This is a genomic window from Streptomyces hiroshimensis, assembly GCF_014650335.1.
GTDB classification, from domain to species: domain Bacteria; phylum Actinomycetota; class Actinomycetes; order Streptomycetales; family Streptomycetaceae; genus Streptomyces; species Streptomyces hiroshimensis.
Window position 1 is genome coordinate 346,366 of record NZ_BMUT01000003.1, and the last position, 14,689, is coordinate 361,054.

The 14,689-nt window shown below is 73.5% G+C and carries 9 protein-coding genes; 8 read left to right on the plus strand and 1 reads right to left on the minus strand.

Annotation, left to right across the window (positions count from 1 at the left end; all coding sequences use genetic code 11):
• The first annotated feature begins 271 nt into the window (after positions 1–271).
• From IE241_RS09975 to IE241_RS10005, 7 genes are all read left to right on the plus strand, one after another.
• A complete protein-coding gene (locus IE241_RS09975; RefSeq protein WP_190021318.1) occupies positions 272–3,001 on the plus strand; it encodes a lantibiotic dehydratase in 2,730 nt (909 codons plus the stop codon).
• 57 nt (positions 3,002–3,058) lie between these two features.
• On the plus strand, positions 3,059–4,429 hold the full coding sequence (locus IE241_RS09980) for a B12-binding domain-containing radical SAM protein (RefSeq protein WP_190021319.1): 1,371 nt from the start codon (positions 3,059–3,061) through the stop codon (positions 4,427–4,429).
• Positions 4,426–5,538 carry an arginase family protein gene (locus tag IE241_RS09985; protein ID WP_190021320.1) on the plus strand — a complete coding sequence of 371 codons (1,113 nt, stop codon included), beginning with the start codon at positions 4,426–4,428 and terminating at the stop codon, positions 5,536–5,538. Before IE241_RS09980 ends, IE241_RS09985 begins: the two co-directional genes overlap by 4 nt.
• Positions 5,535–6,587 (plus strand): hypothetical protein, encoded by a 1,053-nt coding sequence (locus IE241_RS09990; protein ID WP_190021321.1) that lies wholly within the window; start codon positions 5,535–5,537, stop codon positions 6,585–6,587. Before IE241_RS09985 ends, IE241_RS09990 begins: the two co-directional genes overlap by 4 nt.
• Complete coding sequence (locus IE241_RS09995) at positions 6,584–10,285, plus strand: lantibiotic dehydratase (RefSeq protein WP_190021322.1); 3,702 nt, start codon at positions 6,584–6,586, stop codon at positions 10,283–10,285. The genes IE241_RS09990 and IE241_RS09995 overlap by 4 nt, the downstream gene beginning before the upstream one ends.
• The gene (locus IE241_RS10000) at positions 10,282–11,526 is read left to right on the plus strand and encodes an MFS transporter (RefSeq protein ID WP_190021323.1); all 1,245 of its coding nucleotides are present in this window, start codon (positions 10,282–10,284) and stop codon (positions 11,524–11,526) included. The genes IE241_RS09995 and IE241_RS10000 overlap by 4 nt, the downstream gene beginning before the upstream one ends.
• A gap of 116 nt (positions 11,527–11,642) precedes the next feature.
• Entirely contained in the window at positions 11,643–12,557 is a 915-nt protein-coding gene (locus IE241_RS10005; protein WP_190021324.1) for a phosphotransferase family protein, read from the plus strand.
• 60 nt (positions 12,558–12,617) lie between these two features.
• Here IE241_RS10005 and IE241_RS10010 read toward each other — a convergent pair whose 3' ends face one another.
• A complete protein-coding gene (locus tag IE241_RS10010) occupies positions 12,618–13,577 on the minus strand; it encodes a LysR family transcriptional regulator (protein ID WP_190021325.1) in 960 nt (319 codons plus the stop codon).
• A gap of 159 nt (positions 13,578–13,736) precedes the next feature.
• On the opposite strand from IE241_RS10010, the gene IE241_RS10015 reads away from it, so the two are divergent.
• Complete coding sequence (locus IE241_RS10015; RefSeq protein ID WP_190021326.1) at positions 13,737–14,654, plus strand: zinc-binding dehydrogenase; 918 nt, start codon at positions 13,737–13,739, stop codon at positions 14,652–14,654.
• The last annotated feature ends 35 nt before the right edge of the window (positions 14,655–14,689 follow it).

A 14,689-nucleotide genomic window follows, 5' to 3' on the forward strand; every position in this document is an offset into this window, starting at 1 on the left:
TCCGCCGACCCGGCGGATGGCTTCGAGGCTGGATTTCATCCGAGAAGTTCCGGCCTTCTCCGGTCGCTGAGGCTCCGCTCAGCGAGAACCTGGCGTACGCGTTGCGCTGCAAGCCCCAGGGCATGCCGGTGCATCAGGCAACGTTCACCATGGAACGCTCGGATGGCCGGAAGCCGATGCCGTATCCACGTATGTCGTTGAAGCCTCACCATTGCTTTGACTATGGTGGCGTTTCCGCTCAATTACGGCATGGTTACCCAGGGGGCGCCAGTTGGGCAGCAACGGGACCGAAAGGATCATTACCCCGTACGGGGAAGGCGGCTGTGCTCCGCCCGGCCAGGACGACCGGGACGGCCAGGACGACCGGGACGTCCGGGCGTGGTCGCTCGTCCCGGTCGCGCTGCTGCGCCACGCCGGATTTCCGGTCTCTCTCCTGCAGCCGCTCACCGACCCCGTCGCCGCGGAGGGGGCCGACGCGCTCATCACCCACCACGATGCGGTGTGCCGCCTCGCGCAGCAGGTCAAGGCAGAGCTCAGGGCTGCGCGCGCCGGGCGCGAGGGCGATCTGGCCTCCGGTGTGGGGATGATGCGTCCCTTTCGCGAGGAGGCCCTCGCGCAGCTCGGCGCGTGCCTCCCCGCGCCGGCCATGGAGGCCGTCGAGGGCTACCAGTCCGCGGCGCTGCTCCTGGACCGCATGTGGAGGGCCTTCGAGGACGGTGTCATCACCCGGCTCGCCGACACTCGGCGCCACGTCGCCGGACTGTTCCGCGACCCGGCCCTGAAACAGGTCCTCCTGCTGTCGAACGACGCGCGCTTCGCGGAGTTCGAGGCCTGGATCGACGGGGGCGCGGGCGGTTCGGACGGCCACGTCCGGCGCATGACGGACCTGCTGACGATGTATCTCCAGCGGGTCGCCACGAAGAACGAGACCCACTCCCACTTCGGCCCCCTGTCCGTGGCCCGCCTCGCCCCGGACGCCGACGGCGTCTCCTGGACCGAAGGCCCCCTGCGGCGGACCGCGTTCCTGAGCCACTGGGCGGGGGAGAAACTGGCCGAAACGTTCAGCCGACGGCCGGAGGTGTCCGAGGAGGTACGGCCCCGGCGCCGTCCCCTCGCCTTCGCCGACGGCGCGGACATCTCCCTGTACGCGTTCGAGACCACCACCGGCATGCCCGGCGACTGGCGCTTCGTCGCCGTCACCACCGGCACCCTCGACCCGGGCCGGTTGTGGCTGTGGGAGCGGTGCGACGGCGAGCACACGGTCGCCCAGCTGCGCGCCGCGTGGACGGCGCACTTCGGTGCGTCCGGACCGGACTGCGCAATCGACGCATTCGACGCCGCCCTCGACGACCTGACCGGCAAGGACTGGCTCGTCGGCCGCTGGGAGATCCCCATCGGCTCGGCGGATCCGCTGCACGTACTCGAAGGCCACCTGCGGCGTGTGCCCTCACCCGGAGCCGGGCGTCCGGCAGGGGCGTCGTCCGACCTGGCCACGGTCCACCGGCTCCGGGCACAGCTGAGGGAGTTCGCGGACGCTCCCGCCGAAGCGCGCGCACCGCTGCTCACCGCAATGAAGGAGGATTTCCAGAAGGTCACCGGGACGGCGGCCAACCGCGCCGACGGCATGCACTACGCGGACCGCAGCATCCTCTACGAAGAGGCGTACAGCCCGGTCGGGGGCCTGCGGTTCGGCCGGGACGTCGCCGACGTCATCAGCCGCGAACTGTCCCTCGTCTACGAGACGGCCCTTCTGGCGCCGCGCCTGCGGATCCGCCGCGAGCAGGAGATCCTCCGCCGCTGGGTCGAAGCGCGCTTCGGGACCGGCGTGCCCGTCCCCCTCCAGCACTTCTACGCCGCCTTCTACGCCGACAAGCCGGCCCTCGCGCGGGAGTGCGAGGACGTCGACCGGGAACTCGCGGCCCTGGACCGCGAGTTCACCGCCCTCCTGCTCCGGGACGACCAGGGCGACCAGGGCGACATCGACAGCGCGTACGGGGTGCACGAGGTGGTGGTGGAGCGCGAGCGCATCGAAGAGCTGATCGACAGGTACCCGGCGGCGCCACCCGCCCTGTGCAACCCCGACGTGATGCTCGCCGCCGCGGACACCGGGGCGATCGCCCGCGGGGACTTCCTCGCCGTCGTCGGCGACTGCCACGCCGTCCGGGAGGTCCTGACCCACTCCAGCTTCGCCCCGCTGATCGAGGCCGAGGCGCCGGAGGTGCTCGCCGAGGTCCACTCCCGCTACCTGAGCCTCCTGGACGAGGACGAGGAACTCGTCGACCTCGCCCGTTCCCACCCGGACAAGACCGGGGCCCAGCTCCTCCACCCGTGCCCCGACCTGGAGGTCTACGGCCTGTCCCCGAAGAGCCGGGACCAGGTGCTCCAGCCCCGGCAGCTGTACGTCACGGCGCGGGCCGGCCGGGTCGAACTGCGCGCCCACGGCACCGGGAAGCGGCTGAAGCTGCTCGCTCCGCTCGCCGGCGGGCCCAGCATCCGCCAGGACCCGCTGTCGCCGTTCGCCTTCCCCCGCCACTTCGGCGGCATCGGGCTGCGCGGCGCCGACCACGACCACCTGCCCAGGATCCGCTGCGGCCGCGTCGTCCTGCACCGGGAGCGCTGGCGGATCCCCGCGCAGGCCTTCCGCGGCTGGAGCCCCGGTGTGCACCGGGCGAACGGGGACGCCGCCGAGTTCACCGCGGGCCGCCGGCTCCGCCGCGACCTCGGCCTGCCGGAGGCGGGCTTCGCGAAGATCCCGGGCGAGCCGAAGCCCGTGTACGTGGACTGGAGGTCGCCCCTGCTCGTACGGCAGCTCTTCCGGCTCGCCCGGAAGACCGGGCCCGCCACCGGGGCCACCAGCGGATCCGCCACCGGGTCCGCCACCGGACCCGCGGTCGAATTCACCGAGATGCTGCCCTCACCGGACCAGTTGTGGCTGGACGTCGGCGGGCAGCGCCATACCAGCGAGCTGCGCTGCGCGGTCTTCTCCCGCGGCCGGGCATGACGCCGCTCCCCCACCGACTCCCGCTCCGCCACCGACTCCCGTGTTGCAGGGGGAACCGTGATCACGAGTTGCATCGTCCAGTTACCCTTCCCGTCCACCCATGACCCCGACGCCCGGCTGTCCGCCTATTACGAGGACTACGACCGGCGGTTCCGGGCCTTCCTCCCGGAGTACTTCATCCCCTCCGACGGCCTGTGGGAAATGCCGCTGTGGGTGGCCCACCTGACCGCTCTCCTGGACACGGCGGGCCTGGGGTCGTCCTTCCAGGACCTGTCGCGGACGCCCGCCGATGCCGAAGCCTGCTGCGACCCCCTGCTGCGTGCGACGGCGCCCGGTGACCTGGTGCTGTTATCGCCGCTGGCCCAGAACTTCCGGCTCGCCCTCGACATCGCCGGGCGCCTGGGCGCCGCGGGACGGCACGTCGTCCTCGGCGGCAACATGGCCCCGCTGGCGCCCGAGGGGTCGGTCCACACCGTGCACCGCGGGCAGCTCGACGCCGGCCTGGTGTCCCGGCTGGTGGCGATCGCCGAGGCACAGGGCGGCCGCACCGAGAAGCCCCCGCAGCGCGGGCTGTCCGCCGAGCGGATCACCTGGGCGCCGGACTACCGGCACCTGGCCGGATACGGCGGCAAGGTGCCGATGCTGCGGCTCAACGCCAGCCACGGCTGCCTCTACCAGTGCGCCTTCTGCGGCGACGCCTGGAGCAAACAGCTCGTCCTCGTGGAGCGGAACGCCCTGGCCGCCGAAGTGGACGAGCTCGCCGCCCGTTTCCCCGAGACCCGTCTCGTCTACATAGGCGACAAGACCTTCGGCCAGTCGCGCGAAGCCGTCGCCAACCTCCTGCGGGTCTTCCGGGAGCGTCCCGGATACCGGTTCATCGTGCAGACCCACGTCATGCAGGTCAAGGACTGGATCATCGATGCCATGCACGAACTCGGCGTCGTCGCCGTCGAACTCGGCTTCGAATCCGCCGATTCCCAGATGCTGAAGCGGCTCGGGAAGCTCTCCCGCGGCCTCGACGATTACACGACGAAGATCCACGCCCTGAGCGACTCCGGCCTCAAGGTCGTCCTCAACATGATGGGCGGCCTGGACGAGGAGACGGAGGCCTCGCACGCCCAGACCGTCAGCTGGCTCCAGGACAACAGCCGCGCCCTGTGGCTCTTCAACCTCTACAACTTCGTCCCCTACCCCCTCACCCCCGATTTCCCGCGCCTGCGCGAGCGCATCTTCGACTGGGACTACGCGCACTGGCGCGAGGACCTCCCGGTGGTCTACCGGCCCCGCCACCTCACGCCGGAACGCAGCTGGGACCTCTTCCAGGAGAAGATCGCCGCCGCCCACCGCATCGTCCGCACCTCAGCACCGGAATCAGCCGCAGCACCGGAATCAGCCGCCCACGCCCGGCCCGCACAGGAGAGCGCATGACCCGGCCGCCCGACCTGCCCGACCTGCCCGACTTCGAGGCCCTGCAGCACAGCGTCAAACCGGAGGATTTCGCGGCGGACCCGCTGCCCGGCTGGGCCGGAGTCGCCACCCTCTTCGGCTCCCCCGCCGTCGCCGCGACCGGCATCGATGCCGGCACCGACGGCTGGGTGGCCGCCGGCATCCCCTACGACGCCACGGCCAGCTCCCGCCCCGGCGCGGCCGAGGGCCCCCGGGCGATCCGCCAGGCGAGCCTGGTCTTCTCCAGCTACCTGACGAGCCTGGGCGAGTGGCGGATGCTGGACACCCGCAGCGGGGGAACCTTCCGCTACCGCGCCCCGCGCGTGGCCGACGCCGGCGACCTGCACGTCTATCCCACCGACACCGTCCGCACCTTCCAGGCGGTCGCCGCCGAGACCCGGCGGCTCAGCCGCGCCGCCCGCCGCCTCGTCCTCCTCAACGGCGACCACTCGGTCACTTTCCCCGCCTTCGCCGGCTTCCGCGCCGGCCGGCTCGACAACGGCGCCCGGCGGGTGGGCTTCGTCAACATCGACCACCACTTCGACTTCGGGAACTGGAGCACCCTCCACGGGCCGCTCTACCACGGCTCGAACTCCCGCCGGATCAGCGAACTGACCGGCATGCACCCCGAGGACATCGCCTTCGTCGGCGTCGGAGACGTCACCAAATACGACCAGTTCCGGGACCTCCTCGACCGCGGGTTCCACGTGGTGCCCGGCGCCCGCATCATGAAGGACGGAGCCGCCGAGGCCCTGCGCCCGGTCGTGGAAGGGCTCGGCGAACGCTGCGACACCGTCTACGTGTCCCTCGACATCGACGTCCTCGACAGCGCCGTGGCGACCGGCACCGGCCACGTCACCATGGGCGGCATCGGCACCGGCCACCTCCTCGACGTCTACGAGGCACTGCGCGCCCTGCCCGTGGAGGCCGTCGACGTCGCGGAAGTGGCCCCCCGCTACGACCCGTCCGGCAGCACGGCACAGATCGCCGCCCGGCTGCTCTTCGAATTCCTCTTCCGTACCGACTGCGAGCCCCCGGAGTTCGCGCCCTGGGCGGACACCGCTCCCGACGGCCCCCGGGAGGAGCGGTGAGGTTCGCCCCTGCCGAGGCCCAGCTCGACTGCGCCGACCTGGTCTCCGGCCCGCCCGCCCGGCGCGAGGCCGCCCTCGGCCGGCTCGCCGCCGAAGCCGCCGGCCACCTGCACCGCACCGGCTTCGCCGCCTTCCGCATCGGCCGGCTGCGGCAGGGCGTCGAAGACAGCCGCCGGCTCGCCCGCGCCCTCGCCGAACGCCTCCGCGACGCCCTCCTCGCCCGTGGGGCCCCGCCCGGGATGCGCCTGGAGGCCGACAAACCCCAGCAGACTCATGTGCCCGAAGGCTTCTCCACCCGCACCCTGCTCCCGCACCACGACGGCCAGCACTGCTCGTACCTCACCCCCAGCCTCCTGGACGCGCCCGAATGGGACCCCGCCTGGCGTGAGTTCGGCACTTCCGGCTACACCACCACCCCCGCCCACAAGATGTACCAGGGCATCTTCCTGGCCGCCGCCGGCGAGGGCCTGAGCGCCACCACGTACTACGACTGGCTCGGCATCGTCCACGACGTCATCGACCGGCGTGCCGTTCCCGCCGGCGACGATCCGGTGCGCTCGGCCGCCCGCTGGCTCGGCGGGAACCTGCGCGCCGCGCTCGCGCGCCAGCCGGAACACGGCTGCCCCTACCCGTCCTTCGGCGCCATGCTCGGCCTGGAGGAACCGCTGTGGCACGGGCTGTCCTTCCACCACTCCGAGGCCTGCCTCACCAAGGAGGACCGCACCCGCCACCCCGCCGCCGTGCCGCTCGCCGGGCGGTGCACCTGCGGGGAGTGCCGGGGCGAGGCAGCACGCCTGTTCTGCCACCAGGTGGTCATGGCCACCGGCCTGACCTGGAGCGGATTCCGCACCCGCTGGGAAGTGCTCATGCCGGGCGACCAGTGCGACCTGATCTTCGGGCACAACCTGACGACGCTCCACGGCGGCCTCGCCGGCGGCCCCGGCCGCCTCATCGAACCGTACTGCCTGGTCATGGACACCCCGGCCGGCCCCGCCTACGAGCGCTGGCTGGCCGCGTCCTGGCGCCGCTCCCTCCCGGAGGCCGGATGATGCCCGGCGTCCCCGCGCACCGCGCCACCCCGCTCGACCTGCACCTGCACACCCGGTGCTCCGACGGCGACGAGCCCCCCGCCGAGGTCGCCCGCCGCTGCCGGGCCGCCGGCCTGCGCGTCGCCGCGGTCACCGACCACAACACCATGGCGGGCGTCGCCGACTTCACCCGGGCCGCCGGCGGCGCGCTCACCGTCGTCCCCGGGTGCGAGGTCACGGCGCAGTGGCGCGGCGAGGAAGTGCACTGCCTCGCCTACTTCACCGACCCCGCCGACCGGCTCATCCGGCCCTTCCGGCGCAGGATCCGCCGCGTTCACGACGCCGAGCTGGACTGGTGGCGCACCTGGACCGAGCGCGCCCGGGCCATCGGCGTGCCCCTCACCTGGGACCTCGTGACCGAACGGCTCGGCGGCGACCGCGTCGCCTACGTCGGCGACTACCTCTCCCTGCTGGCCGGCACGGCGGGAGACGATCCCCGGTTCACGGCGTACGCCCCCGCCTCGTACGACCGCATCGCGGCCGACTGGTGCCGCCCCGGACAGCCGCTGCACGTCCCACAGCCCTGGCGCCCCGGCCTCCTCGACGTCCTGACCTGGATCACCGAAGCGGGCGGCGCCGCCGTCCTCGCCCACCCCGCCGGCGCCCTGGACGCCTCGGACGACGAGGAGTGCACCACCCTCCTCAAACCCCTGTGCGAGGCGGGGCTGTCCGGGCTCGAAGCGTGGACCAGCTGGCACACCCCGGCCGAGAGCAGCCGCCTCGCCCGGATCTGCGCCGCCCTCGGCCTCGTGGCCACGGCCGGCTCGGACTACCACGGCACACGGGTCAAGTCCTGGGTGCCCGGCCCCGGCCGGCTGCCGGAACCGCCCGCCGACCCCATGGCGATCCTGGACGCGCTGCACGACCGGGCCGCCGCGGCGGCGCCCGGCGGTTCGTACGTCACTGCCGAGCCGCCGTCCACAGCCGCCCCCCGCGTCTCCCACGTCTCCCACGCCCAAGAGGGGACCATGACCTCTGCGACCGCCGATGACCCCGGCCGCGCCGCTCCCGACCCCGCCGGCCCGGCGCCGTTCGCGGAGCGCGCCTGGCACCTCGTCCCCGTCGTCGTCCTGCGGCAGGCCGGCTTCCCGATGGAACTGCTCGCCCCGCTGGTGGACACCGCCGCGGCGGCCGAGGCCGATGCCCTGATGGACCTCCGGGCCCGCCTCGCCGCCCTCGCGGACGACGTGAAGGACCTGCTCCGGGACCACCAGGTGCCCGGTCGGCAGCGGATGTCGTCCTGGGTGGGCCAACTGCGCCCGGTCCCCGAGGCCGAGCTCGCCGGGGCGCTCGCGGAGCTGCCCGGCGACGGCCGGGCGACCGGCGCCCTCCGTGGGTACCAGGAGACCGCCGCACGGCTCGCCGCGGACCGGTCGTCGTTCGCCGCCCGCCACCGCGAGCGGCTCGACGCGGCCGGCTTCGCCGTCGCCCGCGCCTTCACGGACGATCCGGCGCTGCAGGACGTGCTCCTGCTGTCCAACGACGCCGCCTACCCGGGATTCGCCGCGTGGCTCGACTCCTTCACCGGTGACACCGGGCGGCACACCCGCAAGATGACCGATCTGCTGGCCATGTACCTCCAGCGCGTCACTACGAAGAACGAGACCCACGCCCACTTCGGGCCTTTCACCGTCGGCCGCACCGCGCCCGGCTGCGCACCGGGCATCACCTGGACCTCACAACAGCCCCTGGAACGCCGCTCCTGCTTCACCCACTGGGCGGCGGAACGCCTCGCAGCGGCGGCTGGGGAGACCCCGGGCCTCGGCGATTGCCTGCGCCCCCGCAGGCGGCCCCTGGCGTTCCTCCGCGACGGGCGCATCGACCTGTACGCCTTCACCACCCGGGACGGGCTCGACACCGACTGGGACTTCCGGCACCTCGGCGGTGCCGCCGTCTCCACCGGCGAGGCCTGGCTGTGGAGGCAGTGCGACGGCGAGCGTACGGTGGGGGAACTGCGGACGGCGTGGGATGCCCGGTACGGGCCTGATGCGGATACAGATACCGAGGTCGAGGTCGAGGCTGGAGCCGGTTCCGGGGCCGGCCCCGGAACCGGAACCCCCTCCTTCGACCGGACGCTACGGCGCCTGACGGAGCACGAATGGGTGATCGCCGAGTTCGAGATCCCCGTCGGTGATTCCCGGCCCCTGGCCGCCCTGCGCGACCTTCTCTCCGGCGCGCCCGGAGAGCTCGCCCGCCCGCTCCTCGCCGCGACCGAACGCTTCGAGCAGGACCTGACCCGCTTCTCGGCACTGCCCCCGGCAGAGCGACCGGCCCTGCTGGCCGACGCCAAGGACCGGTTCGAAAAGCTGACCCGCGTCCCGGCCAACCGCCACCAAGGCCTGCATTACGCCGACCGCAGCATCCTCTTCGAGGAGGCCCACAGCGGGCTGGCCGGCCTCACCGTCGGCCCGGACCTCGCACGGTTCATCACGGACGAGCTGTCCGTCGTCTACGAGACCGTCCTGGCGGGCCCCCGGCTGCGCATGCGCCGCGAATTCGCGATCCTCACCCGCTGGGCGGCCACGCGGTTCGGCACCGGTACCGCCGTCCCCCTCGACCGGCTGTACGCCGAGTTCTTCCGCGACCGGGAGCGGCTGGCCGCCGAATGCGCCGCCGTCGACACCGAACTGGCCGTCCTGGACGCCGAGATCACCCACGCCCTGCTCGGCGACGACACCGGCCGGCCCGAGACCGTCGTGCCGCGCGAGCGGTTGGAGGCCGTCCTCGGCGCCCACCCGGCCGCACCGCCCGCCGTCTGCAACCCCGACGTCCTCTTCGCCGCCGAGAGCCGGGAGGCGCTGGCCCGCGGCGACTTCACCGCCGTCATCGGCGACTGCCACGCCGTGCGCGAGGTCGTCACCCACACCAGCTTCGGCCCCCTGGTCCAGGAGCGGGCCCCGGAGCTCCTCCCCGAGGTGTACCGCGGCTACCTCTCCCTGCTGGACGACGACGAGGTCCTCGTGAACCTGTCCCGGGGCCACCCCGACAAGTCCTCCACCCAGCTCTGCTACCCCTGCCACGACCTGGAGGTGTACGGCCGCTCCCCGCAGACCCGCGACAAGGTCCTGCAGCCCTCCCAGCTGTACGTGGTCGTGCGGGCGGATGCCGTGACCGGCGGCCGCCTCGAACTGCGCGCCCGCGGCGTCGGCGGCAGACTGCGTCTCATGGCCCCTCCCGCCGGCGGCCCCAGCATCCTCCAGGACCCGCTCTCGCCCTTCGCCTTCCCCCGCCACTTCGGCGGCGTCGGCCTGCGCGCCGAAGCCCTGGAGCACGTCCCCCGCATCCGCTGCGGACGCGTGGTCCTGCAGCGGGAGACCTGGCGGATCCCCGCGGCCGCCCTGCGCGGGACGGCCCTGTCCGGCGGCCGCACGGCCGCCGACGACGCCGCGGAGTTCCTCGCCGCCCGGCGGCTGCGCACCGAGCACGGCCTGCCCCGCCACGTCTTCGCCAAGGTCCCCGGTGAGCCCAAGCCGCTCTACGTCGACTGGGACGCCCCCCTGCTCGTACGCCAGCTGAGCCGGCTGGCCCGCAGGACGGGCGGCACGGTGGAGATCTCGGAGATGCTGCCCGACCCGGACCGGCGCTGGCTGGAGGTGGACGGCCGCCGCTACACGAGCGAGCTGCGCTGTGCCGTGTTCTCGCCCGGGCGGCCGCGATGACGACCACCACCCGGGTCGCCGGCTTCGGCACCGCGTACCACCGGCTGACCGGCGCCGCGGCGGTCTCCGCGGTCGGCGACGGCATGCGGTTCGCCGCCTTGCCCCTGCTCTCCGCCGCCCTGCTGCACGAAGCGTTCCAGGTCTCCGTGGTCACCGCGGCCACGACCGTGCCCTGGCTGCTGTTCGGACTCCCGGCCGGCGCGTACGCCGACCGGTTCGAACGGCAGCGGCTCATGGTCCTCGCCGACCTGCTGCGCGCCGGCACTCTGATCGTCACCGCCGTCGCCCTGGCCGCCGGCCGGCTGACCTTCTGGCCGCTGGTGGCGGCGGCGTTCCTGCTCGGCATGGGCGAAGTGCTCTTCGACTGCGCCTCCTTCGCGCTCCTGCCCGGCGTCGTGCCCAAAGACCGGCTCGAAGCGGCCAACGGACGGCTGTTCGCCGTCCAGACCGTGGGCCGCGACCTGCTGGGCCACGTCCTCGGCGGCGTCCTCTTCGCGGCAGGCCGCGCCGTCCCCCTCGTCCTGGACGCGCTGTCCTTCCTGGCGTCCGCGGCCCTGCTCCGGGGCGTCCGCGGGCCGAGACCCGAACCCCCGGCAGGCCGGCGGCTGCTGGGGGAGATCAGGGAAGGCCTGGAATACGTGGCGCGTGACCCCCTGCTGCGCGCCCTGACCGTCTCCGCCGGCCTGATCAACGCCGTCTACCTCGGCCAAGTGGCCGTCTTCGTCATCCTCGTGCGCGATGTACTGGAGCTCCCGTCCGCCGCGTACGGGGCGCTCGTGGCGGCCGGCGCGGTCGGCGGGGTGGTCGGCGGCGCCACCGCGAGCCGCATCAGCCGCGCGGCGGGCCGGGTCCCCACACTCCTGGGCGGCCTCGTCCTCATCGGCGCCGCGGGGCCCGCCGTGGCCGCGACCGGCAACGTCGCCGTGGTCGCGGTGGCGTACGGCGCAAGCGGGTTCGCCCTCATGCTCTGGAACGTCGTGGCGGTGTCCCTGCGGCAAGGCCTCATCCCCGACCGGCTGCTGGGCCGGGCGACGGGCGTCTACCGCCTGTTCGCCTGGGGCACGATGCCCCTCGGCGCTCTGCTCTTCGGCATGCTCACCGAAGCCGCCGGACCGCGCACGGCCTTCGCGGCGGGCGGGGCGGCGATACTGGCGCTGGCCCTGGCCGTCGCGCCCGTTCTCTTCCGGGACGGCCGGGCACGGTACGACGGGCGGGCACTGGCGACGGCGGACGAGGACTGAAACGCTGAGCCGGCCTCCGACCGTCCAGCCCTCCGACCCCTCCAGCCCGCCAACCCTCCGACCCTCCAGACCTCCGAGCCCTCCGGCCTGACGCCCGAACGGAGCACCGCGCCCCGATGACCCATCCCATGACCATCCTCGGCAGCCTGGCCGAACGCTGGAAGCTCGACGACCTGACGCCGGTCGGCAGCGGCCTCGAATTCTCCGTCTACTCCGCCCGGAACAAGGACGGCCGGGCCGTCGCCCTGCGGCTCGCGCACCGCCGCTTCGACTCCAACGCCAACGACCCGCAGGTCGACACGAGGGCGCTGCTGGTGCAGGAGTACGAGATCACCCGCCACCTGACCGCCCACGGCTTCCCGGTGGCCGAACCGCTGGAACTCCACCTCGCCGAGGACGCGTCGTCCCCCGACGTCCTCCTCTCCGCGTACGTCCCCGACGACGGATCGGACATCGACAGCTTCGCCCTCGGCGAGCTCCTCGCCCGCCTCCACCGCCTGCCGCCGCCGCGCCGGCTCGTCCCCGTGGCGGCGGAGGGCGTGAGCACCCGTCAGGCGCTCGTCGCCCGCATCCGGCGCCGGTGGGCGGAGACCGGCCGGCACGTGGCCGACTGGCCGGCCCCACCGGACCCCGCGCTCCTCGCCCGCCACCTCTCCGGCGTCACCGAGACCGCGCTCGTGCACTTGGACGTCCGCAGCGCCAACATCCGGCGCAGCGGGGGACGGGTCAACGCCCTCCTGGACTGGTCGAACGCCTTGCTCGGCGACGCCATCCTCGAATTCGGCCGGCTCACCGAATACGCCCGCTACCCGGAGAACCAACTCGACCCGGAAGCCCTGCGAGCGGGCTACACGACCCTGCAGCGCGAAGGCCTCCCGCCCGGCACCGCCCCGGCCATGCTGGCCTGCCGCCTGGACACCGCCCTGATGCTGGCCCTGGTCTTCCTCTCGGAAGCCCCGGACCCCACCCGAGGCCCGACGGCGGCGGACCACGCCCGCGAACTGGCGGACGCCCTCACGAAGGAGCGGTGAGAAGCCCGCCGTCCCGTCCAGGGACGCGGTTTCAGCCGGTCCCAAGCCGTGGTCCGTTGCCTACTGGAGCGTGCGGCCTGCGAGCTTCGCGTGGTCGGTGTCCGGGAGCCAGTCGCGCTGGGGAGCGTAGTCCAGCCAGCGCCGGGCGCGGCCGGTCTCGCTGAAGCCGCGCAGCAGGGTGTCGAGCTGCGGGTGGCGGGCGGACTCGCGCCAGGCCAGCGACCAGGCGTACAGCGGCGTCGGCTCGACGAGCGGGATGGCGCGCAGGCCCGCGTGGTCGGGGAGGGGTGCGTCGGCGGGAAAGAGCGTGAAGCACCCGGCGCTGCCGCGGAGGTGCTGAGCGAGGTGGTCCAGGCCCAGGTTGGGACCGTCCTGCCGCCGGGTGAGGGCGAAGTGGTCGGCGAACCGGCGGAGGAAGTCCAGGCGGGTCAGTTCAGCGGGGCACCACAGGGTGCTGTCGCGCAGGTCGGCCGGGCGCAGCGCGTCCGCTCCGGCCAGCGGGTGGGACGGGCCGACCAGCGCGTCGACCGGTTCGAGCCGCACCAGCCGCTGGGTGATGCCCGCGTCGCCGCCGCCGGGCAGCGGGTGCACCCGGCCGAGGCCCAGGTCGGTGTCGCCGCGCAGCAGCGCCTGCGCGACCGAGGGCCAGTCGCGTCCCGGGCCGGGCTCCAGCCGCACCGGCCCGAGCGCGTGCACGGCCTGGGCGACGGTGCGCATCGGAGCGTAGAGGTGTCCCCAGGTGTCGATCCGTACAGCCGAACCGGCACCGCACACGGCCGCGATCGCGCGCTCGCCCGCCGTGAGCGCCTCGTGGGCGGCCGGCAGGAACCGTTGGCCCGCCTCGGTCAGCCGGGTGCCGCCCTCACGCTCGAACAGCCGGACGGCCAGCAGTTCCTCCAGCCGTGCGATGCGCTTGGACAGCGCCTGCTGACTGGTGTTCAGCTCTCCGGCCGCCCGCCCGAAATGCAGAGTTCCGGCGGTCGTGGTGAACGCGCGAACCAGGGCCAGGTCGAGATCCATGCCGCTGACCTTATGTGACAACCGCACGTTGTCGGCCGGGCGGCTTCGTTGTTGGCCGGGCCACCCCGCCGCCCGGTCAGATGGTCTTCGACGCCACACCGGGCGCCACACCAGGCGCCACACCGGGGACGGCCCCGGAGAGCACTGAGGAGGACCACGATGAAAGCCCTGATACCGACCGGGGATCCCGCCGAACCGGTCGTACTCGCCGACGTCCCCGAGCCGGTCCCCCGCCCCCATGAGGTGCTGGTGAAGGTCGAGGCGTTCTCGGTCAACCGGGGCGAGACGTTCAAACTGGAAAAGCCCGTGCCCGGCGAGCGGCCCGGCAAGGACATCGCGGGACTGGTGGTGCAGCCGGCCGCCGACGGAAGCGGACCGTCCGGGATCACTCGGGTCGTGGGCCACCCCATGGCGGGCGGCTGGGCGGAGTACGTGGCGGTGCCGACGGACGCCCTCGCGGTGCTGCCGGACAGCGTCTCGGTGCTCGAAGGCGCGGCACTGCCGCTGGCCGGGCTCACCGCATTGCGGCTGCTGCGGGTCGCCGGGCCCGTGGTGGGCCGACGTGTCCTGCTGACCGGTGCGTCCGGCGGTGTGGGCCACTACGTCACCGAACTCGCGGCCGCGGCGGGGGCGCAGGTCACCGCCGTGACCCGGGACGCCGAACGCGGCGCCCGGCTGGCCGGGCTCGGCGCCGAAGTCGTCCACGACGTCGCCGATGCCCGTGGCCCCTACGACATCGTGCTGGAGTCGACCGGCGGCCGGGCCCTTCCGCTCGCTCTGGCGCGGCTCGCCAGGCGCGGCACGCTCGTCTGGTTCGGCCAGGCCAGCCGTACGCCTGCCACGCTCGACTTCTTCGACTTCTTCAGCGGCCCCGAGTCGGCCGTCATCCGCCACTTCCACTACCTGGACGCGGACTCCCGCCTCGACGACGACCTGGCGGCGCTGGTCCGGCTGACCGACGAGGGCCGTCTGCACCCGGAGATCGGCCGCGTCACGGACTGGGGCCACACCGCGACCGCCCTTACCGACCTGCGCGACCGCCGCATCCGCGGCAAGGCCGTCCTCACCCTGTCCTGAAGCCCGCCCCCAACGAAAACGCCCCGCAGACCAGC